The sequence below is a fragment of the Phyllobacterium myrsinacearum genome, assembly GCF_014138285.1.
GTDB classification, from domain to species: Bacteria; Pseudomonadota; Alphaproteobacteria; order Rhizobiales; family Rhizobiaceae; genus Phyllobacterium; species Phyllobacterium myrsinacearum_A.
The window spans coordinates 288,314-311,684 of sequence record NZ_JACGXN010000001.1 but is presented as its reverse complement, the minus strand read 5'-3'; the positions used below and the strand labels follow the sequence as shown (position 1 = coordinate 311,684).

The 23,371-nt window shown below is 56.4% G+C and carries 26 protein-coding genes; 7 read left to right on the top strand and 19 right to left on the bottom strand.

Translation table 11 applies throughout. The features are described from left to right. Positions 1–13 precede the first annotated feature (13 nt). Positions 14–490 carry an SRPBCC domain-containing protein gene (locus FHW16_RS01650; RefSeq protein ID WP_182547431.1) on the bottom strand — a complete coding sequence of 159 codons (477 nt, stop codon included), beginning with the start codon at positions 488–490 and terminating at the stop codon, positions 14–16. Between the two features lie 213 nt (positions 491–703). Here FHW16_RS01650 and bla point away from each other — a divergent pair, with 213 nt between their 5' ends. Beyond that, positions 704–1,588: a class A beta-lactamase gene (gene bla / locus FHW16_RS01645; RefSeq protein WP_182547430.1), complete on the top strand. Its 885-nt coding sequence runs from the start codon at positions 704–706 to the stop codon at positions 1,586–1,588. 65 nt (positions 1,589–1,653) lie between these two features. On the opposite strand, the gene FHW16_RS01640 is transcribed toward bla, so the two are convergent. Further along, the gene (locus FHW16_RS01640; protein ID WP_182547429.1) at positions 1,654–2,001 is read right to left on the bottom strand and encodes a DUF2147 domain-containing protein; all 348 of its coding nucleotides are present in this window, start codon (positions 1,999–2,001) and stop codon (positions 1,654–1,656) included. A gap of 470 nt (positions 2,002–2,471) precedes the next feature. Here FHW16_RS01640 and FHW16_RS01635 point away from each other — a divergent pair, with 470 nt between their 5' ends. Beyond that, positions 2,472–2,738 carry an SEL1-like repeat protein gene (locus FHW16_RS01635; protein WP_182547428.1) on the top strand — a complete coding sequence of 89 codons (267 nt, stop codon included), beginning with the start codon at positions 2,472–2,474 and terminating at the stop codon, positions 2,736–2,738. Positions 2,739–2,947: 209 nt separating this feature from the next. Here FHW16_RS01635 and FHW16_RS01630 read toward each other — a convergent pair whose 3' ends face one another. After that, complete coding sequence (locus FHW16_RS01630; RefSeq protein WP_182547427.1) at positions 2,948–3,820, bottom strand: LysR family transcriptional regulator; 873 nt, start codon at positions 3,818–3,820, stop codon at positions 2,948–2,950. 110 nt (positions 3,821–3,930) lie between these two features. Here FHW16_RS01630 and FHW16_RS01625 point away from each other — a divergent pair, with 110 nt between their 5' ends. Together FHW16_RS01625 and FHW16_RS01620 are read left to right on the top strand one after the other, a co-directional pair. Then, complete coding sequence (locus tag FHW16_RS01625) at positions 3,931–4,125, top strand: hypothetical protein (RefSeq protein WP_182547426.1); 195 nt, start codon at positions 3,931–3,933, stop codon at positions 4,123–4,125. Positions 4,126–4,644: 519 nt separating this feature from the next. Then, positions 4,645–4,854: a hypothetical protein gene (locus tag FHW16_RS01620; RefSeq protein ID WP_182547425.1), complete on the top strand. Its 210-nt coding sequence runs from the start codon at positions 4,645–4,647 to the stop codon at positions 4,852–4,854. Positions 4,855–4,916: 62 nt separating this feature from the next. On the opposite strand, the gene FHW16_RS01615 is transcribed toward FHW16_RS01620, so the two are convergent. From FHW16_RS01615 to FHW16_RS01585, 7 genes are all read right to left on the bottom strand, one after another. After that, positions 4,917–5,444, bottom strand: coding sequence for a Dps family protein (locus FHW16_RS01615; protein WP_182547424.1), 528 nt, complete (start codon positions 5,442–5,444; stop codon positions 4,917–4,919). A 96-nt stretch (positions 5,445–5,540) separates the two neighbouring features. Further along, positions 5,541–7,550 (bottom strand): acetyl/propionyl/methylcrotonyl-CoA carboxylase subunit alpha, encoded by a 2,010-nt coding sequence (locus tag FHW16_RS01610; protein ID WP_182548867.1) that lies wholly within the window; start codon positions 7,548–7,550, stop codon positions 5,541–5,543. A 20-nt stretch (positions 7,551–7,570) separates the two neighbouring features. Beyond that, positions 7,571–9,178 carry a carboxyl transferase domain-containing protein gene (locus FHW16_RS01605; RefSeq protein WP_182547423.1) on the bottom strand — a complete coding sequence of 536 codons (1,608 nt, stop codon included), beginning with the start codon at positions 9,176–9,178 and terminating at the stop codon, positions 7,571–7,573. 8 nt (positions 9,179–9,186) lie between these two features. Beyond that, complete coding sequence (locus tag FHW16_RS01600; RefSeq protein ID WP_182547422.1) at positions 9,187–9,570, bottom strand: type II toxin-antitoxin system VapC family toxin; 384 nt, start codon at positions 9,568–9,570, stop codon at positions 9,187–9,189. Further along, complete coding sequence (locus tag FHW16_RS01595; RefSeq protein WP_182547421.1) at positions 9,567–10,049, bottom strand: AbrB/MazE/SpoVT family DNA-binding domain-containing protein; 483 nt, start codon at positions 10,047–10,049, stop codon at positions 9,567–9,569. The genes FHW16_RS01600 and FHW16_RS01595 overlap by 4 nt, the downstream gene beginning before the upstream one ends. A gap of 5 nt (positions 10,050–10,054) precedes the next feature. Further along, on the bottom strand, positions 10,055–11,218 hold the full coding sequence (locus FHW16_RS01590; protein WP_182547420.1) for an isovaleryl-CoA dehydrogenase: 1,164 nt from the start codon (positions 11,216–11,218) through the stop codon (positions 10,055–10,057). Position 11,219: 1 nt separating this feature from the next. Then, a complete protein-coding gene (locus tag FHW16_RS01585; protein ID WP_182547419.1) occupies positions 11,220–11,840 on the bottom strand; it encodes a TetR/AcrR family transcriptional regulator in 621 nt (206 codons plus the stop codon). A gap of 213 nt (positions 11,841–12,053) precedes the next feature. On the opposite strand from FHW16_RS01585, the gene FHW16_RS01580 reads away from it, so the two are divergent. Further along, on the top strand, positions 12,054–12,512 hold the full coding sequence (locus FHW16_RS01580; protein ID WP_182547418.1) for a hypothetical protein: 459 nt from the start codon (positions 12,054–12,056) through the stop codon (positions 12,510–12,512). A 45-nt stretch (positions 12,513–12,557) separates the two neighbouring features. Here FHW16_RS01580 and FHW16_RS01575 read toward each other — a convergent pair whose 3' ends face one another. The 3 genes from FHW16_RS01575 to FHW16_RS01565 form a co-directional block, all read right to left on the bottom strand. Next, positions 12,558–12,974, bottom strand: coding sequence for a DUF423 domain-containing protein (locus tag FHW16_RS01575; protein ID WP_182547417.1), 417 nt, complete (start codon positions 12,972–12,974; stop codon positions 12,558–12,560). A 53-nt stretch (positions 12,975–13,027) separates the two neighbouring features. Beyond that, on the bottom strand, positions 13,028–14,128 hold the full coding sequence (locus FHW16_RS01570; protein ID WP_182548866.1) for a pyridoxal phosphate-dependent aminotransferase: 1,101 nt from the start codon (positions 14,126–14,128) through the stop codon (positions 13,028–13,030). A gap of 84 nt (positions 14,129–14,212) precedes the next feature. Continuing rightward, positions 14,213–15,094 (bottom strand): sulfite oxidase heme-binding subunit YedZ, encoded by an 882-nt coding sequence (locus tag FHW16_RS01565; RefSeq protein ID WP_182547416.1) that lies wholly within the window; start codon positions 15,092–15,094, stop codon positions 14,213–14,215. A 196-nt stretch (positions 15,095–15,290) separates the two neighbouring features. Here FHW16_RS01565 and FHW16_RS01560 point away from each other — a divergent pair, with 196 nt between their 5' ends. Then, positions 15,291–15,794, top strand: coding sequence for a DUF1236 domain-containing protein (locus FHW16_RS01560; RefSeq protein ID WP_182547415.1), 504 nt, complete (start codon positions 15,291–15,293; stop codon positions 15,792–15,794). 47 nt (positions 15,795–15,841) lie between these two features. Here the strand turns inward: FHW16_RS01560 and FHW16_RS01555 are convergent, their stop codons facing one another. The 6 genes from FHW16_RS01555 to FHW16_RS01535 all read right to left on the bottom strand — a co-directional run bounded on the left by FHW16_RS01555 (position 15,842) and on the right by FHW16_RS01535 (position 22,445). Then, positions 15,842–16,489 carry a VOC family protein gene (locus FHW16_RS01555; protein WP_182547414.1) on the bottom strand — a complete coding sequence of 216 codons (648 nt, stop codon included), beginning with the start codon at positions 16,487–16,489 and terminating at the stop codon, positions 15,842–15,844. A gap of 179 nt (positions 16,490–16,668) precedes the next feature. Further along, positions 16,669–16,959, bottom strand: a complete 291-nt coding sequence (locus FHW16_RS01550; protein WP_182547413.1) for a hypothetical protein — start codon at positions 16,957–16,959, stop codon at positions 16,669–16,671. 113 nt (positions 16,960–17,072) lie between these two features. Next, positions 17,073–17,330, bottom strand: coding sequence for a hypothetical protein (locus FHW16_RS01545; RefSeq protein ID WP_182547412.1), 258 nt, complete (start codon positions 17,328–17,330; stop codon positions 17,073–17,075). Between the two features lie 259 nt (positions 17,331–17,589). Beyond that, positions 17,590–17,715, bottom strand: a complete 126-nt coding sequence (locus tag FHW16_RS29055; RefSeq protein WP_281410087.1) for a hypothetical protein — start codon at positions 17,713–17,715, stop codon at positions 17,590–17,592. Between the two features lie 246 nt (positions 17,716–17,961). Further along, positions 17,962–21,183 carry an efflux RND transporter permease subunit gene (locus tag FHW16_RS01540; protein WP_182547411.1) on the bottom strand — a complete coding sequence of 1,074 codons (3,222 nt, stop codon included), beginning with the start codon at positions 21,181–21,183 and terminating at the stop codon, positions 17,962–17,964. A gap of 38 nt (positions 21,184–21,221) precedes the next feature. Then, entirely contained in the window at positions 21,222–22,445 is a 1,224-nt protein-coding gene (locus FHW16_RS01535; protein ID WP_182547410.1) for an efflux RND transporter periplasmic adaptor subunit, read from the bottom strand. Positions 22,446–22,612: 167 nt separating this feature from the next. On the opposite strand from FHW16_RS01535, the gene FHW16_RS01530 reads away from it, so the two are divergent. Further along, complete coding sequence (locus FHW16_RS01530) at positions 22,613–23,194, top strand: TetR/AcrR family transcriptional regulator (RefSeq protein WP_182547409.1); 582 nt, start codon at positions 22,613–22,615, stop codon at positions 23,192–23,194. Positions 23,195–23,371 lie beyond the last annotated feature (177 nt).

Genomic DNA, 23,371 nt, shown 5'->3' with positions numbered 1-23,371 from the left:
GACTATACGCCCATCAGTGGGCATGTCCCAGCAGCTCGACATAAGCTTCCAGACGTTCCATGCATTCGGTCCAGCCGTTTCGGTGCGAATCCCGGTCTTCCACTGAATCGAACGGCGCCTGATGGAAAACCAGTTTTGTGCGATGGCCTTGCGCACTCAAGGCGATGCTCACCAGTGTTTGTGGTCCACGGGTGCCATCGGCGTCCTCCCACGCGAAGGTAAAGACGATGCGCTCCGGTTCAACGATCTCCCGGTAATGACCAACCATCCAGGCGTCTTCTCCGTCAGGTGACCGGATGGAGGAGCGGTATGCGCCGCCTTCCCGGAAATCCATCACGCAGCCGGGGCAGGTAAAATTCTTTGGCCCCCACCACCGCATAACATGTTCTGGTTGTGACCAAGCCTTGAAGACAAGTGCAACGGGCGCATCGACGATGCGCACAATTGTCAGCTCGTTATCACTGTCTCTGAGTGCCTGCGCTGCGACCATGTTTCCTTTTCCTCCGCAACCCGTTCTTATTGTACATAACAATAAGGTTAAATAACCTATTGGTTTAATACACGTTCATTTTGCGAACGTCAACATTCGCTGTGCGTCCATTTTTGCGTCACAAAGTTTCCTTGGAAAGCGCCATATCGGGCATCAGTTTCCCCGCAGCAGGGGCCGCCTTGCGATTCATGATGCCGGAGATGGAGATGAGATATGTCAGGTCATATTACGCGCCGCGCTGCGCTTGTTGGGTCCATGCTGGTTGTTCCGGCGCTGTCGCTGTCGATGAGGTCGGCGAGCGCAGCCGCGGCGACGGATCTCGAGGCCGCGTTCAAAGACCTGGAAAAGACAACCGGTGCGCGGCTTGGGGTTTCGGCGCACGATACCGGCTCCGGTAAGCGCATCAACTACCGCGAGACGGAGCTGTTTGCCATGTGCAGTACCTTCAAGTTTTTTGCGGCGGCTGCCATACTTGCCCGGGTTGACCAGAAGAAAGAGCAGTTGGGCCGGATCGTGACCTACAAGAAGTCCGATCTTGTGCCCTATTCGCCGGTAACTGAAAAGCATGTGGGTGAGGGAATGTCGCTTTCGGCCATTTGCGAGGCTGCGATCATCTGGAGTGACAATACCGCCGGAAACCTCATGCTCGATGCACTGGGTGGATCGAAGGGAGTGACGGAGTATGCGCGCAGCCTTGGCGACAAGATCACCAGACTGGACCGACGTGAAACCGAGCTCAATGAAGCCACGCCCGGCGATCCACGCGATACGACCACACCTGATGCCATGCGCGTGAATCTCGAAAAGACTGTCCTTGGCACCGCTTTGTCGGAACAGTCACGCAAGCAGCTCGCCGATTGGCTGATCGGCAACAAGGTTGGCGACAAGCGTTTGCGGGCAGGGCTGCCAAAGGATTGGAAAGTAGGCGACAAAACAGGAACCAGCGATAGCGGAATGGCCAATGACGTCGCGGTGATCTGGCCGCCGGACCGCAAGCCCATCGCGCTGACCGTCTACCTCTATGACCCCAAGGGTACAGCGGACAGCCGCAACGCCATTCATCAGAAAGTGGCAAGCCTCGTTGCCGAACACATCTGAAACGGGCAAACAAAAACCCCGCGAATGCTGTGCGCGCTCGCGGGGTAATCCATGCAATGTGAAAATTACTGGCGCGTCAGGCTTTCGCTCTTGCAGATAAGGCCGCCCAGCACGCAGCCTGACAGGGACAAGGTATTGCCGCTCACGCTGGCCTTGCCATTATAGGTCTTGCCCTCGTCGAGCTTGTTGACCTGGCCCTTGTAGGATCCGCCCTTGCCGGACATCTCGCCTATGGACTTGCCCTTGTATTCGCCGGTCAAGACCGTGCCGCAATACTTGTCCGCGCCGCAGGACGCGTACTGGATGAGCGTGCCGGTAGGCCGTTTCCACGTGCCGACGATAGGCTCCTCGGCCAGTGCCGGGCCTGCCATGAGTACGAAGCCGGCACATGCCAATAAAAATTTGCGATTCATATTTTCCTCCCGGTAAGGGTTGTGCGGCAAATGGGATCTCTCCTCGTCCATTTGCATGTCCCTTACGTAAACGTAATTCAAAAAAACCCTGAAAGAAAGCCTTATGCGTGGTCAAGGGCGGGGTTTTTTAGGGTTCCTGGGTCGCATCCGGAGCCTTGCCGGCGCGTGGATCTGAACGAGCGTTGCAGGAAGAAGCTGTTCTTTGGTTAGCAAAGGCTTGAAATCCAAAGAATGCATTTTAGGCAAATTTGTCCCAAATGCCTGCAATTGCTGGGGCGATATATTTAATGAATTCCGAAGTTTACGAGTTGTTTTAGTTTTGTTTGGCTCCAGTTAAGCATGCCCCTTAACAGCAATTTCAAGGCTGTGTGGCATTCTCGAAAGTATCGAAAGAGCACGCCAAAACAAACAAATCAGGCGGTTCTCAGAAGTCTAACAGGGCTTATCGGTTAAAACAGGGACACGGTAAAATGGCACGCTTTGATCTTCAGAATATCGATGCCGGACATGTCGGCGGGACAGCAGAAACGGACATTCTCTTTGAAATGGGCATCATGTATGCCACAGGCCGTGACTGTGATGTTGATCATGTGGCAGCACACAAATGGTTCAACATCGCCGCGATCAAAGGCAGCGACCGCGCCGCGGAGTTACGGGCCCAGTTGGTGAAGACTATGTCCAAAGCCGATCTGGCGACGGCAATGCGCGAAGCACGCGAATGGATGACTTCGCACTAAACCGCAAACGCATAAATCTGTGCTTGGAAAATGCAGATGGCATTCACTGCAGTTCGTGGTTCAACAAGCTCACCATGAGGGAGATTGTTGACTGCAAAGCCAATTGGCGACGTCGCAGAATATAGCTTCCTGCAACCCATCACTCCCTCATGGTGGGCTTGTCGAACCACTGGCGGGAGTTTACCGCCGGCTCCGTCAGAGATGGTCACTCACAGCGCCGCTGTCCCCATGGGCTGGAAAGCATCGCGGATAACCTTCGCCATGCCGTCAATCGCCGGGCTCCTCATACGCGGATTGCGCCGCAGCACCACATTCGACGAATCAATGACTGGAAAGCCCTCTGCCTCGCTCAGTTCGCGGCAGCCCGGTGGGATGTTGCTGCGGGCAAGCGGCGCGACGGCGAGACCGGAAATCGCCGCGATTTTCAAGCCGCCACCTGTATCGCAGCTATAGGCCACGCGGTAATCGATCTTGTTTCTCTCCAGCGATCCTATGGCGAATTTCTTGCACCAGTCGGAGCGTTCATAGATTGCAATGGGAACGGGTGTGATCTCATGCACGCAATGCATCTCCGAAGTCACCCAGACGGTGGGGTCGACAAACAGAACTTCACCCGTTGTCGGCGGCTCCCAGTTGAAAATGACGGCAAGGTCAAGCTCATCAGCGTCCAGCGCAGCCAGCTGTTGTGCCGAATATCCGCATCTGACGGTTACTTCCACTTGCGGATGCTGGCTGGCAAAGGCCGCCAGGGCGCGGGGCAATACAGTATAGCCATATTCCTCGGGAAGGCCGATCCGCACCGGGCCGCCAAGCGGTTTGGCCCGGATAGCCGCCATGGTCTCATCCAACAGGCCAACGATGCGATGGGCGTTTACCAGCAGTGCCTGACCCTGCGCGGTCAGTGTCACGCCGCGAGAACCGCGGTCGAAAACACACTCTCCCAGAACGTCTTCCAATCGCTTGATCTGGATGCTCACTGCCGATTGTGTCCGGCCAATTTTCTCCGCCGCCCGGGTGACGTTGCCTGTTGTCGCCACGGCCAGAAACGTACGGAGCAGATCGCTGTCGAGGGGAAGGGGCATGGTGCAACTCGCAATGAAAATTTCGAATGACAGGCATAATTCCTATTCGTTTGATATATGTCAAGAATTGGATCAAGCATTGTAGTTGTCCATGATGCTGGAAGTTCGTAATGTCCATTTTCCCTTTGTTTTCAAATCTTTGGAGAATATGGGTCGCAGTGAACTGCGAGGCGCGTCAATTGCAGGCATTGCAGGACAAGCCCGGTGAGCATCTGCTGCGGGATGCGGGGATCACGCGACACGAGATTGCCGGCATCATGCGCTGCTATCGGTTGAGGCGGCTGCTCGCAGCATTGGTTCGCTGACATATAACCTTGCCAACTATGGGCAGGGCGCACCATTTTCTTTGATATCTCCACATTATTGACGCAATCAGGACGAGATTGTCATACTAATTACAACCTAACCGTTAGGTCGATGGGAGGGTGGAGCTGTACTCATCCGGCATGCACGACGAATAGCGGCAAGGTCAGAGGAGACCTGAGAAAATCATAGCAGGAGTGAGTTATACGTAATCTTTATACAGTAAGTCCTCATGCAAAATGATGCATACAGAATATCGATACAAGTCTAAATGCGGATGGCGTTTTTCGTATGAAGAATTCGTATAATGTATATTCCAGATATTCTGATTATATGTGCTCGATATAGGAAGTATAATAATTTTTCTTGATGAAATTTATCATGAAAATTACGATAGGTAATGTGAAACAATGCGATTTTATCCGCGACATTTCACAACTCTGTGGGGTTGCGAAGACTGGGATATCAGTTAAGTAAACGATTTATGGAATTTTCTGATTCTTGAAAATTGCGGGGAAGTTATGCAGAACGAGCTTGGAGAGTTATTATCAAAATTGAGCGATGCTCAAAAAGAGTTGATAATCTCGACTGCAAAAAGCAATGCATTTCCTGACAATAATACATTGAGAAAAATAGCGACTTTGGCACTGAACATTTCCGCCGTTGAAGGTCTCATTGCTGACACGCAAACCCGCGCCAAGCGCGCAAAAATGACCAAGGCGAACGACTAGAGCGGCACAATCGTCAGCTCTACGCGAGCCCCGAGATCATGCCGCGCTATCCTGTTTACTCGTCAGACACCCGCTGGTCCGGTCCGGGTTGCCTCAAACAGGAACCAGTGGCGGCGTTCTGCTTCATCAATGTAGTTCTCGATGATGCTCGTGGTGGCGCTGTCACGATACTCACTGCATAGCTCATGTACCTGGCGGAGATAGCCGATGAAGCTTTTGGTGTCGTCGCGCAGTTCGGCCAGCATATCCTCAGGTGTGACGAAATTGGCGTCGTTGTCGAGCAGACGCTGCTGGGCTGAAATCTGCCCGATGGAGTGCAATGTGGTTCCGCCGATCTTGCGTACCCGTTCCGCCAGAACATCTGTCATATCAAAGATCTGGGCGCCCTGTTCGTCAAGCATCAGATGATAATCGCGGAAGTGCGGCCCGCTCATGTGCCAGTGGAAGTTTTTCGTTTTCATATACAACGCGAATGTGTCGGCAAGCAGCGCGTTGACAGCCGCTGCGATATCGCGTGTTGCCTCCGCTCCAAGATCGCTGGGGGTCGCGGTGGGAGCACGTTTGATTGTCTGCAATGATTTGGTAGCCATTGGCCGATCTCCTCTGCTTTGAACGGTGTACTCTTCGTCTCAGGCACGCGACTGACGCTGGTCCTATGACTAGCATGCCAGTTTGTCATTTCTGCTTCACTTTTTGGTCAGTTCGGCAGATTCGAGTTCTTCGAAACGCACCAGAGCAGTCTTCTCCTTGACCTGTGCACCTTCTTTGACGATTTCGGCAATTTTTCCGTCATGGGGAGCGGTGATGGAATGCTCCATTTTCATGGCCTCCAGGACCAGGAGCACTTGCCCCTTCTTGACCATATCACCAGCAGATACCCGGACGGATTTCACCAGACCCGGCATGGGGGCTGTCAACCGGTCTCCGGCGCCTCCGGCTTCTTCGGCCCGCTGTAATGGATCGATCAGTGCGAATGTTGCCACCACGCCCGTGGCGATAATTGCAACACCTTGCGGTATGGCCGCTGTTTTCGCCTTCAGGTTGATACCTTTGCCCGTGATATGCCAGCCACCGCCATCGTGCCGGACACGCAAATCGACTGCAGTGTCGGGCGCGGCAATCTCAAAACGATCATCCCCAAGAACCGCAACCCCATATCGGGTTGTTTGACCGGGTTCGCCCAGTGTGACCGGATAGTGCGATGGCGCATGATGGCTGTAACCGCGCAGGGCGGTCCAGGGATCGTCGGATACTGCTTTTATCAAAAGACCGCTGGCGTAAAGCACGGCCAGTTCCTTCGCGCCAGCAGGCATTGCTACGGGAACGACAAGGCTATGAAGATGCCGGTCAATCAGGCCGGTATCCACGTCTCCGGCGGCAAAACCCTGATGCCGAACGAGCGCTGCCAGAAACGCCGCATTGGTGACCGTACCCGCAATCTCCGTGTGCAGGAGTGCGTCCTCCATGGCATGGAGCGCGCTGGCGCGGTCCGTTGCATGCACAACGATCTTGGCAATCATCGGATCGTAATAGGGCGAGATCGTATCGCCCGGACGCACACCGGTTTCGATGCGTACCGTCCCCCCATTGACAGTGGCCGGAAAGGTGAGGTGATGCAGCGTGCCGATGGCAGGCAGAAAACCTTTGGCCGGGTCTTCCGCGTAAAGCCGGGCTTCCACCGCATGGCCGTTCAACGGAATTTGCGCTTGCGTCAGAGGCAAGGGTTCACCTGCAGCCACGCGCAATTGCCATTCGACCAGATCAAGGCCGGTGATCATTTCCGTGACAGGATGCTCGACCTGCAGGCGCGTATTCATTTCCATGAACCAGAAGCCGTCCGGCCGCAGACCCTGACTGGCATCGACAATGAACTCGATCGTGCCCGCGCCGGAATAGTTGATGGCCTTGGCCGCCTTGACCGCAGCATCGGTCATCGCAGCGCGCATTTCCGGCGTGATATCGGGAGCAGGGGCTTCCTCGATGACCTTCTGATGTCGGCGCTGCAACGAGCAGTCGCGCTCATAGAGATGGACGGCATTGCCGTGATTGTCGCCGAATACCTGCACTTCGATATGGCGCGGCTTGGAGACGTATTTTTCCACCAGCACCCGGTCATCGCCGAAGGCACTTTTGGCTTCGCGCCGCGCACTGCCCAGGGCTTCGGCAAAATCATCGGGACTGTCGACCTTGCGCATGCCCTTGCCGCCACCGCCCGCCCGCGCCTTGATCAGCACGGGATAACCGATCTCACGCGCCTTGGAAGCGAGCACAACCAGTTCCTGCGCTTCGCCATGATATCCGGGAACGACAGGCACACCTGCCTTTTCCATCAGCCGCTTGGCGGCATCCTTCAACCCCATGGCACGGATGGAATCGGCCGAAGGACCAATGAAGACCAATCCTGCCTTGACCACCGCGTCGACAAACCCGGGATTTTCCGACAGGAACCCGTAGCCGGGATGAATGGCCTCGGCACCGGTATCAATGGCTGCCTGAATGATGCGGTCGGCGCGCAGATAGCTTTCCGACACCGACGAGCCGCCGATATGCACAGCCTCATCGGCCATTGCCACATGCAGGGCATTGGCATCCGCATCGGAATAGACCGCGACCGTGCCAATACCCATCTTCTGCGCCGTGCGGATGACACGGCAGGCAATTTCACCACGATTGGCGATAAGGATTCTGGAGAACATATTTGTCATGGTTTTTCTCCTTACATCCTGAAGACACCGAACTTGGTGTCCTCCACGGGTGCATTCAGGGCTGCGGAAAGTGAAAGGGCGAGAACCTCGCGGGTTTTGGCCGGATCGATGATCCCGTCATCCCAGAGGCGTGCCGACGAATAGAGCGGATGGCCCTCGCGTTCGTATTTTTCAAGAATTGGCGCACGGAAGGCTGCCTCGTCGCTGGCTGGCCAGTCGCCGCCCTTGCGTTCGATGCCCTCGCGCTTGACCAGTGCCAGCACCGTTGCCGCCTGTTCACCGCCCATGACGGAGATGCGGGCGTTTGGCCACATCCACAGGAAGCGCGGTGAGAAGGCGCGGCCGCACATGCCGTAATTGCCGGCACCGAAGGAGCCGCCGAGGATCATCGTCACCTTGGGCACGCGCGCCGTGGCAACCGCCGTAACGAGCTTGGCGCCATCCTTGGCAATGCCACCCGCCTCGTAGGAGCGGCCGACCATGAAGCCGGTGATGTTCTGCAGGAAGACGAGCGGGATGCCACGCTGCGTGCACAACTCGATGAAGTGCGTGCCTTTGAGCGCGCTTTCCGAAAACAGCACGCCGTTGTTGGCGATGATGCCGACCGGCATGCCGTAGAGATGGGCAAAACCGGTGATGAGGCTGGTGCCGTAATTCTGCTTGAACTCATCGAATTCCGAACCGTCGACCACACGGGCGATAACCTCGCGCACGTCATAGGGCTGGCGCAGGTCGGTCGGCACGATGCCGTAGAGTTCATGTGGATCGTAAAGAGGCGGACTCACTTTGCGAAGGTCGAGTCCTATCTCTTTCTTTCGATTCAGGTTTCCGACGATGCGCCGGGCAATGGCAAGGGCGTGGGCGTCGTCCATGGCATAGTGATCGGCTACGCCGGACTCGCGCGTATGCACTTCGGCCCCGCCGAGATCTTCCGCCGTCACGTCCTCACCGGTTGCGGCTTTCACCAGTGGCGGGCCAGCCAGAAAGATCGTCGCCTGGCCTTTGACCATGATGGTTTCTTCCGACATGGCTGGCACATAGGCACCGCCCGCAGTGCAGGACCCCATGACCACGGCGATCTGCGGTATACCCGCCGCGGACATGTTGGCCTGATTGTAGAAGATGCGGCCAAAGTGCTCGCGATCCGGAAAAACCTCGTCCTGATTGGGCAGGTTCGCACCGCCGGAATCAACGAGATAGATGCAGGGGAGGTTGTTCTGCAGCGCGATTTCCTGCGCACGCAAATGCTTCTTCACGGTCAGAGGATAATAGGTGCCGCCTTTGACCGTGGCGTCATTGACGACAATCATCACCTCCTTGCCGGAAACACGTCCGATACCGGCGATCAGCCCTGCCGATGCGATGTTGTCGCCATACATGTCCCATGCCGCAAACTGGCCGATTTCCAGAAAGGGCGAACCGGGATCAAGCAGCTGCGCCAACCGGTCGCGTGGCAGAAGCTTGTTGCGTGACGTGTGGCGCTTGCGCGCTTCGTCGGTCCCGCCTTTGGTCACCAGCGCAGCCTTGGCCTTGATGTCATCGACAAGGGCGCGCATGCGCTCCGCATTGGCGGCAAAGGTTTCGGATGTGGTGGTGATCTGGGATTGAAGTATGGTCATGTATTCTCCTATCGGATCACTTCGATGTGGCAGCCGACATCAAGGTCAGCCCAGGCGCGGTCGGTGGTGATGGCGGTGGCATTTTCACGTATGGCAAGGGCAAGGCAGGCGCGGTCGCCGAGAGAAAGGCCCCTGTGGCGGGTTGCCGGACGGAGCAATGCGGCGGTCAGTGCGAGATCCTTGTCGAAATCAACATACCGGACACTGTATCCGGTCATCAGTGCATCGGGAAAGGCAAGGGAAAGACCCTTGTCGGCGCAGGTGGCCATGATCTCGGCCAGGTTGACGGTCGTGCAGAGTGCGCCGGAAAGGCAGGACTGCGCACGCTCTGCACCGGGTTCCTGCAAAAGAACGGCCAAAACAGCTGACGCATCAAGAACAATCCCTGTCATTTCTTCTGCGCCTTGGCAATTTCAGCGGCTTCTCGAGCGAGGCGGTCAAACCGAGCATCAGAAGCGCGCTGTTCGGCCAAGCGGTCGGCAATGAATTCATCCACCAGATTGACACCAGGCTTTTTGAGCTTTTCGGCGCTCTCCCAGATTTTTTTCAACGTCGCACTCTGGGAGGCAACCTGAAGATAACCATCAACCATGCGCAAGGCGACGGTGTCGCCCGGCTTCACGTTCATAAGCTTGCGCATCTCGGCTGGGATGACCAATCGGCCACCATCGCCTATTGTTGCAGTTACAGCCCAGGAAAATGATGCCGGAGAGGTGTCGGCTTCATAGTCAAAGGTTTGCGGTTCCTCACTGAAACCTTCACTCTTTTTGCGCGCCATTGTTAAAGACCTCTTTGAGAACAATGGAAGGAATTTGCCATCATATACAAAACATGGCAATTCTACCAAAGAATGGCATGAAACTGAATTCATGCCATTCAGGCGCTCTCACCGAACATTTCACGCCCGATCAGCATACGGCGGATTTCGCTGGTGCCTGCGCCGATCTCGTAGAGCTTGGCATCGCGCAGCAGGCGTCCTGTCGGGTAATCATTGATGTAGCCATTGCCGCCAAGCGCCTGAATGGCTTCAAGGGCGCACCATGTGGCTTTTTCCGCCGCGTAGAGAATGCAGCCGGCCGCATCCTTGCGTGTGGTCTCTCCGCGATCGCAGGCGGCGGCAACCGCATAGACGTAAGCGCGTGAAGCGTTCATCGTCGTATACATATCGGCAAGCTTGCCCTGCATCAGCTGGAATTCGCCGATCGGCTGACCGAACTGCTTGCGTTCATGCACATAGGGCACCACCACGTCGAGGCAGGCGGACATGATGCCGAGCGGGCCACCGGCGAGCACGACACGTTCATAATCAAGGCCGGACATGAGAATGCGCACGCCCTGACCCTCTTCACCGAGCACGTTCTCGAACGGAATTTCGCAATCCTCGAACACCAGTTCGCAGGTATTGGAGCCACGCATGCCGAGCTTGTCGAGCTTTTGCGCCGTGCTGAAGCCCTTGAACCCTTTTTCGACGAGAAACGCCGTCATGCCGCGCGAACCGGCGGCGGGATCAGTCTTGGCATAAACCACCAGCGTATCGGCATCGGGACCATTGGTGATCCACATCTTGTTGCCGTTCAGCACGTAGCGATCGTTCTTCTTGTCGGCCCGCAGCTTCATCGACACCACGTCGGAGCCGGCACCGGGTTCGGACATGGCAAGCGAACCCACATGTTCACCCGAACACAGCTTCGGCAGATATTTCGCCTTCTGCTCGTCCGTGCCCCAGCGGTTGATCTGATTGACGCAAAGGTTGGAATGCGCGCCGTAGGACAGGCCGACGGAAGCCGATGCGCGGGAAATCTCCTCCACGGCAATGGCATGGGCGAGATAGCCGAGGCCCGAGCCGCCGAAATCCGGATTTGCCGTCATGCCGAGAAGGCCGAGCGCGCCCATTTCCTGCCAGAGATGCATGGGGAACTGGTTGGACCGGTCGGTCTCGGCGGCCAGCGGCGCGATGCGTTCCTGCGCAAACCGGTGCACCGTCTCGCGCAGCGCTTCGAGATCGTCCGAAAGTCCAAATCGCAGACCTGACTGATACATTCTAATCTCCCATGTCCTTTGTCGTGAAATTCTTGGCACCAACAAGGCGCAGTCCCATAGTGACGTATTTTTCCGCAATCTGCGTGACAGTAAGCCTGTCATCCGGCCGGAACCAGACATTCACCCCCGTGGTCATCGCAATGATCGCCCGGGTCGTCAGCGGAATGTCGTCGATATCAAATTGACCGGATGTGCTGCCCGCCTCGAGGATCAGCCGCAGTTCGTTCTCGTAGACTGCACGCAATTCCACCAGAATAGCCAGCCTTTCACCCTGCAGGCTGCGCAATTCCATATTGGCAATATGCACATCATCCCGCCGTTCAACGTGATAGCGAATGTGAAAGCGGATGAAGGCGGCAAGGCGCTCCAGCGGCGCTGCAAGGTGCTGGCTCTCGGTCTGCCATGCTGCCAGCAGCCGGTCCATGTGATCGCGCATCACCGCAAAGAGCAGTTCCTGCTTGGTCGGGTGATAGCGATAGAGAGCGGCAGCCTGCACACCAACCTTTTCGGCCAGCTGGCGCATGGACATGGCCTCATAGCCTACCTTGGCAATCAGACGCCGTGCCGCGACATGAATCGCTGCCTGGGTCTTTTCGCCGTCTGAACCAATTGTCCTTGCCATATGGAGTTAATAAAACGAACGTTCAATTCATTCAAGGGGAAAAATCAACTCGCGGTACTTGTTTATTCAACTGGAAGGGGAGGACTCTACGACGAAGTGATGAGGGAGTGCCCGATGGCTTTGTGGATCAAAAACGGGTAGATTCAATACATTGCCAGTCTTCGATATGCCTTTGATTACGTGGAATTTTTGAAAACATTCAGAGTAAAAAACATGATCGATCAAAAATTTAAGAAATTGCTTCCTGTGCCGGTTGCCGCGATTGTTTTGCTGGCATGGGGCATGCCGGCGCAGGCGATTTCCCTGAAAGAATGTAGCGTCAAGTATAAAGCCGCGCAGGCGGCAGGCAGCGTAAAAACCTGGAATGAATACCGCAAGGAGGAATGCGCGAAAGCTATATCTGCCACCGCAGCGCCGGACGGTGCAGCATCGGGGAAAAAGGTTGAAGTCGCACCCCAAGGCACCCAAACAGCTCTCGCGAAATCACTCGTGTTTCCGAGTGTTGTCTCCAGTAAATTCGCGGCAGAGAAACCAGCCAAGGCACGCATGCATACGTGTCTGGAACAGTACCACATCAATAAGGATAACAATGCGCTCGGTGGCATGAGATGGATCGAGAAGGGTGGTGGTTACTATAAGCTTTGCAATGACAAGTTGAAGGGGACGACCTGATCTGATCGATCAGGCCGTAGACCTGTGTGTTCTGTTTCCAGGTGCTTATTTCTTAAAATCGAGTGCCCGGAAGGCTGTTGCGGCGATGAGCAGCCAGCCAAGAATGAGAAGTGTGCCGCCAACAGGTGCCGCACCGGGGAACAGGCGGTCACCGGTTATGTCACGCGAGGCGAGATCGCCGATGAAAAGCATGAGGCCGAGCAGCAGGACGAGGCCGCCGAGATAGGCTGCGCGGCTGGTTTTCGCCAGCACCGCGAGTGCGAGGAAAGCCGGAGCGTGGATGAACAGGATAGGTGCGATCGTGGCCATATGTGCGCTGGCGCTGTGCGCCGCCGCCGCATAGGCCGCTATTCCGGCTGCACCAATCAGACCGCCAAGGCCCGCAAACGTGCGGTTGATGTTGTGCACACGGATATTGTCAGGGTTGGGGGCGCCACTGTTCGTCTTGCCATTCGATGCCATGTTTTGTTCCAGTCCATTTCCGTGCAGCCGGTCTGCTTCAGCGCAGTCCCGGTCTACTTTAATGCAGTCAGTGTCTCGGCGAGTTTTTCCGCGAACAGATCAAGCTCTTCATCCAGGCCGACACTGACACGAATGCAGCGATCAAGCACGGGGGCCATGGGCTTGCGGACGAAAATGTCGCGCTCGATGAGACCGTTGAGGACACTGGCGGCATAGGCTCCGTCGCGCCCGCAGTCGATGGTGACGAAATTGGTGGCGGAGGGAATGGCGGCAAGCCCATTCTTTGCGGCAATGGCTGCGATGCGGTCGCGACCGGCAATGATGCGGGACACCACCTCACCCAGATAGGACTGATCTGCGAGCGCCGCCAACGCTGCAATCTGCGCCATCCGGTTCATGCCAAAGTGGTTGCGTATCTTGTCAAAGGCCGTGATCTGGCTTTCCCCGCCGATGGCATAACCGCAGCGCATGCCTGCGAGGCCATAGGCCTTGGAGAAGGTGCGCATACGCAGTAAATTGGGCCGGGAGACGTCGATAGCAGGCAAGGCGGAAGCCGGCGCGGTTTCCCCGTAAGCTTCATCGAGGATCAGCATGGTGGTTTCGGGCAACGCCGCGATGAAGGTCTCGATCTCCGATGCCTCGTGCCAGGTTCCCATGGGATTGTCGGGATTGGAGAAATAGACGAGCGGTGCCTTTTCGCGAATGACCGCGTCGAGGAGGGCATCAAGGTCTTCGCGGTCATTCCGATAGGGGACCGTGACAAGCCTTCCGCCAAAACCTGCCACGTGAAAATTGAACGTGGGATAGGCTCCGAGCGAGGTGACAACTGGCGTTCCCTCGCGCACATATTGGCGAACGGTGAGCCCCAGCAAGGTGTCGACACCTTCGCCAACCACGACATTGCGCGGCGTGACGGCGAGGTGCGCTGCAAGCGCTGCTTTCAGTTCGAAATTTTCGGGATCGCAATATTTCCACACCTCGGGGGCAGCGTCGCGCATCGCTGCTATAACGGAAGGCGCTGGTCCGAAACCGTTCTCATTGGCGCCAAGACGGGCGCGAAAGGGCCGGTTGCGTGTGCGCTCCAATGTTTCGGGCCCGACAAAAGGCACGGTGGAGGGGAGCGATTCAATCAGGGGAGTAAGCTGCGGTTCCATGGCCACAGCGATATCATTTTTTCCAGCGGTGAAAAGCAAAACCTGTCTCTTTTGGCGTCGTGCGATAGATGGAACACATCGTGTTCATCGCCCGATGTTTTGTTTGGCTGGTGCAGGGTTGAGTTTACGGGCCTGCCGGTTTGTTGCAGATTTTATGCCAAGCCACAGCGCGGGAATGAGCGCCGCCGTCAGAACCCACCACATCGGGCGGATCGAATAGGAGAACGAGAGGTTGGCAAGGAGCACCCGCATCGGCGGAATCCTGGTGGCAAGCGCAAACCACAAATATTCGGCAAGCGCCGTTCCCAGCGCGGCCAATACGGCAATGGCGAGGAGCGTCCAGGCCGAAGACAGGGAAAAACCGCGCGCATGGGCAAGCCGGTACATGAGAAGCGCAAACAGGAAACCGGCCATCAGCGTCGCCTGCGTGACATCTGCCTTGGATTGCATGAAAAAGTGCAGCACACCCAGCGCCGCCAGCGGATAGGCGAGGCGGTGCAGGCGGTTCCAGTTTTTCCCTAAGCGCCGGATCATTGCATCGGTGGAGGTCACGCCAAGGGCAGTCAATCCGAGCAATACCGTAAAGCCGATCAACAGATAGATGCGCAGCCAGATCTCGCTGGCCACCCGTAATAGGTTGCCGTTCTGGTCAACTATGTAGAGTGAGAAATGCAGGGCGGCATAGGCAAGCGCCGTCAGGCCGAGAATACGCCGGATCAGAATGAGCCTGTTCCAGCGGGTAATCTGGCGCAAGGGCGTTATGGCGAGCGAGATCAGGAAGAAGCGAATTGCCCAATCACCCGTCTGGTGAATGGCTTCGGTGATGGGCCGTGGCCCGAGAACATTGGCCTTGTATCCGGTGGTGATGAGCACCAGAGGGATAAAAGCCGCAATGAGAGCTGCAATTTTTATTGGGGACAGTTTACCGGCCCGGTCGTTCCATGGAAACTTTATCACGCCACGCATTTTCCCTGCTCGTTCAGTTCCTTACATCAGCAGAAATGCCCGAATTACAAAACAACAAGCTGTGAAATAGGGTCGATTCATTGCGCATTCCTGCGGTTGGTAAAACGCTGTTTGGGCTTTTTCGCGGAACAAATACCGGTTTTACCGGGTTTTCTCTGTGCTGGGGCATGAAGAAGCAACAGAGAGAGGCAGAACAATGAACAAGGTTCTTATACTCACCGCATCGGCATTGATTGCCACAGGCGGTTTTGCATTGGCGCAAGATAAGGTCATCGTAGAAGTTCCGCAGCCGGCTCGCGATTATGTCATCGCCCACCCCTCTGATCCCGTCGTGATTGATGGCGACCTTGCCGAGGGCTATGTGGTGCCGCAGAGCGTGGCGGTGCGGCCGATCCCCGAGAGTCCCGGTTACGGCTATATCTATGTCGATGGCCGTCCAGTAATCGTCTCCCTTGAGAATCGTCAGGTTGTCTATCTTTCGGACAGTCAGGATGGTCCTGTTCCTGAAGATGTCATCACCTATGTCGAACAGAACCCCGTTGATACCGTTGCCATAGACGAGGTGACAACAGGCGCGGTCGTCCCCGACGATATCGATCTGGCTCCAGTGCCCTCGCAACCGCGCTACGCCTACATCTACGTGGATGGCGCCCCGGCGCTGGTCGATGCGCGGACGCGCAGGGTTGTCTGGGTGCGCTAGAACCTCAACGGCGGGAAAGGTATTCTTTCCCGCCCATGCTTTAAGGCTTAATCTGCCGGACCGGAAAACAGGATGAGATTGCCGTCCGGATCGAGCACGATGAAGTCTCTCGAACCCCACGGCTGCTTTTTGAATGTTTGGTGAAAGGACACCTCGGCCATCTGGAAATCGAGGAACAGCCGCTTGACCTCGTCGGCGGTATCGACGGTAATGGCGGCGGAAAGCAAATGCTCTCGGGCCCGGATATCGCCGACAAAGACAGATTCGCACACCAGCCGCAGGGCAAATCGCGCCCTGTCACGGCTGACCTGCCCATAGAACGGTGGTTCGCCATAAACAAAATCAACGTGGAAACCGAGTTTGCCGGTGTAGAAATCGCAAGACCGTTTGATATCGGCAACGAAAAGCTGTGCTGCAATAGAACTGAGAAGCACAGCAGGGCCGGGCTGTTTTATGTGGCTGCTCATGGTTTGGGCTCCTGATTTGAGCGTCTGCCATCCCTCGAATCCCATCTGCCGCGCCACAAGTTCTTGCGCATCGCTGAGCTTGAACCGCGCATCCAGTATCTCGTTGTCAGCGAGATGCCGGAACTGCGGCAAGGAAGCCCGAATTTCGGCTGCGACGGGATAGTACCGTTCACGATGCCAGCGCAAATATTGCTTGGCTTGTTTTCTGAGGTTCTCGAGGTTCGGCATTGGCGCATCTGTTGTCATTTGACGCAGGCGGGCATTGCCCTTTCGACCAACACGTCGATGCGCCCTACGCAGCCTCTCAATATTCCCGTGAACGAGCTGTCTTTGTCAAGGCTGGTGTCAAAATCAAGCATCCACCGGTTTTGCGCCGGCGGATGCACGTTTTGCGATAAAAGAAGTCCTTACTGGCGCTGGATGGCCAGCCAGCGATCGGCACTGGCACGGCCAAACACCCGTGCGCGGCGATTGTATTCGGCTGTCAATTGCCGTCTGCTATCCTCGCGGGCATAGGTGCGTCTGGCCGGGCGGTTTTTTCTGACCCTTGCCGACATGGCGTCCTGCTCCGGCGCACGGCGTACGGTCTGTGAATTGACGGACGGCGCGGTCGTGTCGACAACAGGCATTTCCTGCGCGTGGCTGTCAGCAGCCACAAATCCAACAGCCAGCGCTGCGGCGAAAAACAGGCTTCGCATCAATATCGTCCCTCATGATTGTCAGTGTTTTTGACGGATGCCAAATTTTTTCACGAACTTCTCGCGAAGTTTCAAAACCCGTCAAGGGACAGCACTGTCCCCTATAGTCTCATTTACCAGCGATGATGCCGTCCGCCATAGAAAATCAGGGGTGGTGTGCTGAACCGCATGTCGTCAAATTGTGCCCGGCTCGTGGCGCGCCGGTCCAGTTCAAGGTCAAGCAGGCAGCGTGCAAAGGCATCGGTGCCGCGTTTGAAGCCATAGGAAGAACAGGTCCGGCCGTCGATGGCGCGGCGTTCTTCCGGGGTAATCGTCTGGCAACCGGCAACGAAAAGAGTGAGGAGCAAAAGCGCTCCTGTTGCAAATTTCATTCTATCCTCCGTGTCACCGGTCGGTTGTCTGCGGCCAGTGACCAAATCAATTCAATTGATACCAGATTATCACGAAGCCTTGGCCCGTGTTATCCCAATTGATTGATGAGAGAACGATTTGAGATGTGTACGAAAAACGCCCAGGTGCCCGGGAAATCAAGGCTTGATCAGGCGATCAAGGCACCGGCAATCATGAACATGATGATAAGTCCTGCCAGTAAAGGCAGGAGGGAAATATTGGTTTCCGCTGGTTTGGGTCTCAATACCAATTTGGCAAAGTCAGCAGCACTGTTGCTGCGATTTCGGTCACCACGAGGAACACGACGAGCGGAAAAAATCCGTCGCTGATCTTTCGGTTGTCATTGGCTGGTGCAACGCTTGTCAAAGTCTGCTCCTGATTTAAACGACCTCGCAAAATGCGAAACCCGGTCATGCTCGTCAGTGCCGAAACTCGGCTAGTCACGTAACTGTAACAGTTTGAAACCTTTTGTCACTCAAAAAAGCAATTTTACCCCCAGGACAGCATTTTCAGAGAGATTTTTACTGTTGAAAGCCGGGGAAAACGATGTGCTTTCAGTGGCTTGATTCGGGCAGTGCGCAAGTGAAAAAACCTGCGCACTGCTGTCATTTTTCATTCTGCCGGCGTTGCTGCTGGGAGAATCGTGCCCGAATTATGGCCAGGTTCGCTGTCGAAATGACTTCCCTGACTCACATGTTTGAGCGGCCGGTTGCCCGTCATTGCACGGACCAGCACGTAGAAGACCGGTGTCATGAACAGGCCGAACAACGTGACGCCGATCATGCCCGAGAACACCGCAATGCCCATGGCGCTACGCATTTCCGAACCGGCACCCGTCGACGTGACAAGCGGGACGACACCCATGATGAAGGCAAGGGATGTCATCAGGATCGGACGCAACCGCAGGCGGCTTGCCTCGATCACGGCTTTGAACGGTGTTGTTCCGGTGAACTCCAGTTCTCGCGCAAACTCGACAATCAGAATCGCATTCTTTGCGGAGAGACCCACCAGCACGATCAGCCCGATCTGCGTGAAGACGTTGTTATCACCCGCGGTCAGCCAGACACCAAAGAGGGCGGCCAGCAGACCAAGCGGAACAATCATGATGATCGACAGCGGCAGGGACAGACTTTCATACTGGGCCGACAAAACAAGGAACACCAGCAGGATCGACAGCGGGAAAATCAGATAGGCGGAATTGCCGGCAATGATCTCCTGATAGGTCAGTTCTGTCCATTCAAAGCCTATTCCGGCTGGCAGGGTTTCGGCGGCGATCTTCTCCACGGCAGCACGTGCCTGACCGGAAGAAAAGCCGGGGGCGGCATTGCCGTTCACATCGGCAGCGAGGAAGCCGTTGTAACGCTGGGCGCGATCCGGCCCGGCTGTCGTGGTCACCTTGACGAGAGCCGACAGGGGAATCATTTCACCCGAGCCCGAACGAACCTTCAGATCGCCGATATCCTCGGCCTTGGCCCTGAAATTCGACTCCGCCTGCATCCGGACGGAATAGGTGCGCCCGAACTTGTTGAAGTCGTTGACGTAGACGGACCCCAGATAGATCTGCAGCGTATTGAAGATCTCCGGCAGCGAAACGTTGAGCTGGCGTGCCTTGGCACGGTCCACATCGGCGTAAAGCTGCGGCACGTTGATCTGATAGCTGGTGAAAAGACCCGTCAGCTCCGGTGCAGTCGCCGCCTTGGCAAGGAAACCCTTGGTTGCCTCGTCCAGGGCCTGATAGCCAAGACCATTACGATCTTCGATCTGCAGTTTGAAACCACCGATCGAGCCAAGGCCCTGTACCGGGGGCGGCGGGAACACGGCGCTGAACGATTCCTGGATACCGGCCAATTTCTGATTGAGTTGCATGGCGATGGCGCCAGCGCTCAATTCAGGCGTTTTCCGTTCTTCGAAAGGCTTCAGCGAAACGAAAACCACACCGGCGTTCGAGCTGTTGGTAAACCCGCTGATCGACAGGCCGGGGAAGGCAATCGTGCTTTCCACACCTGGTATCGACAGCGCCATGTCACCGATACGGCGAACCACGGTTTCCGTCCGGTCAAGCGTCGCGCCATCCGGCAGCTGGGTGAAGCCCACAAGATACTGCTTGTCCTGCGGCGGCACGAACCCGCCGGGGACACTCTTGAACATGAAGGCAGTTGCACCGATGAGCACGATATAGATGCCCATCATAACCGTCTTGCGCGAGATGACCCCGCGAACACCCTTGCTGTAGCCGTTGGCGCCGCGGGTGAACACCGCGTTGAAGCCCCGGAACAGCCAGCCAAGTGTCTTGTCCATGAACCGTGTCAATGCATCCTTCGGCTCGTCATGTCCCTTGAGCAGCAGGGCGGCCAGGGCAGGCGACAGGGTCAGCGAGTTAAAGGCGGAAATGACGGTGGAAATCGCAATCGTCAGCGCAAACTGGCGATAGAACTGCCCAGTCAGACCGCTGATAAAGGCCAAAGGCACGAACACGGCGACGAGCACCAGTGCGATCGCGATAATCGGGCCCGACACCTCGCGCATGGCCTGTATGGTCGCCTGTCGTGGCGCCAGCCCGTTTTCGATGTTGCGCTCGACGTTTTCCACCACCACGATCGCGTCGTCGACGACGATGCCGATGGCCAGAACAAGGCCGAACAGGCTCAGCGCATTGATGGAGAAGCCGAAGAGGTGCATCACGGCAAATGTGCCGACAATGGAGATGGGAACCGCGATCAATGGAATGATCGAAGCGCGCCATGTCTGCAGGAACAGAATGACCACGAGAACCACCAGCAGAACGGCTTCAAGCAGCGTGTGCACCACCGCCTCGATGGAAGCGCGCACGAACTGAGTCGTATCGTAGACGATGCGGTAGTCGACACCTTCCGGCATGGTCAGCTTGGCTTCTTCCATGGCGGCACGCACCTGATCGGCGATCTGGATAGCGTTGGAGCCCGGAGCCTGGAAGACGGGAACGGCCACAGCCGACTTGTTGTCGAGCAGCGAGCGCAGTGAATATTGCGCAGAGCCCAGTTCAATACGCGCAATGTCGCGCAGATGCGTGATGGCGCCGTTCGGGGCCGTCTTGACAATGATCTGGCCGAACTCTTCTTCAGTTGCGAGCCGGCCTTGTGCATTCACCGACAATTGCAGATTGACGTCGTTCTCATTGGGGGAGGCACCGATGGTGCCAGCCGCTGCCTGAACGTTCTGCGCACGTATTTCACTGAGTACGTCGGTTGCGGAAAGGCCAAGTTCCGCTGTCTTTTGCGGATCGAGCCAGATGCGCATGGAATAGTCGCCCGAACCAAACAGCTGGACATCGCCGACACCATCGATGCGGGCGAGCCGGTCCTTGATGTTGATCAGCGCATAATTGCGCAGATAGGTGATGTCGTAGCGGTCATTGGGCGAAATCAGGTTGACCACCAGCATCAGGTCCGGTGAGCTTTTCACCGTCGTGATGCCGAGACTGCGCACTTCTTCCGGCAGTCGCGGCTCCGCCTGCGAAACGCGGTTCTGCACGAGCTGTTGAGCCTTGTCCGGATCGGTGCCGAGGGCGAAGGTCACAGTCAGTGTCAGCTGGCCATCCGAGGTTGCCTGGCTGCCCATGTAGAGCATGCCTTCGACGCCATTGATGGATTCTTCCATCGGTGTTGCTACCGTTTCGGCAATAACCTTCGGGTTGGCACCCGGATATTGCGCGCGCACCACAATGGATGGCGGCACAACATCCGGATATTCCGAAACCGGCATTGCCGTCAGGGCGATCAAGCCTCCGAGGAAAATCACGAAAGAAAGAACGCCCGCGAAGACCGGGCGGTCGATGAAGAAATTGGAGATATTCATATCACTATCCGCCTGCCCGTTGCGGGGCTTCTATGCGATTACTGTTGTGTCTTGGCCGGGTCGGTTGCCAGAGCCTGCAAATTGTGTGCTGCAGCGCCCATGGCGACCATTTCGGGGGCGACGAGCGAACCGGGTCGAATGCGCTGCAGGCCATTGACGACGATCTTTTCGTCGGGCTGCAGACCGCTGGTGACAATGCGCAGTCCCTCTGCGGGTGCACCGAGCGAGATCTCGCGGTATTCAACGATGTTCTTGTCGTTGACCACCATGACGAACTTCTTGCTCTGGTCGGTGCCAACCGCCTTTTCATCGACAAGCAACTCCTGCTTTTCATTGGCTGTACCCATGCGCAGCTTGGCAAACTGGCCCGGCATCAACTTGCCGTCCGTGTTGTCAAACACCGCGCGCACCTTGACCGTGCCGCTGGCAGCATCGACGCTGTTGTTGATCAGCTGCAGCTTGCCCTTCACGCCGGTCTGGCCGTAAACGTCCATCACCACGGGAATTTGATCCGAGAAATCGCGGCTGTTCAGGCCCTCCGGGAGATCTGCGAGCGCCTGCGCCACAGTGTTCTCATTGGCTTCGAAGCTGCCATAGATCGGACTGATCGAGACAATCGTCGTCAGGAGCGGTGAACTTGGACCAGAAGCGATCAGGTTCCCGGCTGTGATTTCAATACGGCCGACACGGCCGCTGATGGGCGCGCGGATTTCCGTGTAGTCGAGGTTGAGCATGGCAGTCTTGAGGCTTGCCTGTGCCGCTTCAAGGTCGGCAATTGCGCCGCTCTGGACATTGATGCGCTGATCGTAGTCGCTCTGGGAAACAGTGCGCGAATCGATGAGGCGCTTGCCGCGTTCCAGCTCGTTCTTGGCAAAGGACAGCTTCGACTCGGCGGCGCTGACGGCAGCCTTGGCGCGTGCAACTTCGGCTTCATACGTTGCCGGGTCGATCTTGACGAGGAGATCGCCCTGTTTGACCAGAGCGCCTTCCTTGAATGCAACCGACTGGATAGCGCCGGAGACGCGCGAGCGCAGTTCCACATGATCAATGGCTTCGAGACGCCCGGAGAATTCACTCCACTGGGTGATGAGCTTTGGCTGCACGACGGCAACGGATACCGGCGTGGCGGCCGGGGCGGCCTGCTGCTTGCTCGTTTCCGCATGGCTTTTGCCGAGATCGAACAGTTGGGTGGAACCTGCAGCTGCCAGCGCCACAATAAAGCCGCCGACATAGAGTGATCTTCTATAAGTGCTGATTGACATCGTGGTCATCCTGCTTTGAAAGTTGTATCGCCATTGGGAGTGGCTAAACGAGATTCGATCATTGACGATCGATACCGATCGGTATAAAACACATATAAGGCTGCGGTACAGCGGCTGTCAATTGGATTTTATACCGAGCGGTATATTTCTTCTAGGGAGTCTTGTCCATGGGACGGCCGAGGGAATTTGATGCCGATGAGGCACTGCAGACTGCGCTCGAGCTTTTTTGGCGCAAGGGCTACGAGGGCACATCCATCACTGATCTGACGGACGGCATGGGCATTACCAAGCCAAGTCTCTACGGCGCTTTCGGCAACAAGGAAGAACTGTTTCGCATGGCGCTTGAGCGCTATGAGCAGAATTACATGGCCTTCTTCTGGAGAGCATTGGAGCAGCCCGACGCGCGCACTGTTGCAATGGATATTCTGCACGGCTTTGCCGATGCCCAGACCTGCGATTGCAATCCCTCAGGGTGCATGGGAATTAATGCGGCCATGGGTTGCAGTGATGCCGCTGCCGCGATCCAGAAAACCATTATCGAAAAACGCAATGTGGGCCAAAAAGCCCTTGCGCGCCGTTTTGCCCGGGCCAAGCGTGATGGGGATCTGAAAACCGAGTGTGATCCGGAAGATCTCGCCCGCTTCATCATGACAATTTCCCAGGGTACTGCGGTGCAGGCATCGAGCGGAACCGAGCGTGGTGACCTTTACAGGCTCATCGATATCGCCATGCGTTCCTGGCCGAACTGATCTGATCACGGAAGATTTGCACTCTCTTTGGTTCGTGGTTCGACAAGCTCACCATGAGGGAGAGTGTTTGCTCTCCATCACGCGATTGAAGATTGCAGAAAGCTAGATTGCGTCAACTTGCTTGTACAGCAATATCGCCGATTAGCCCTACAGCACCACTCTCCGTCATGGTGAGCT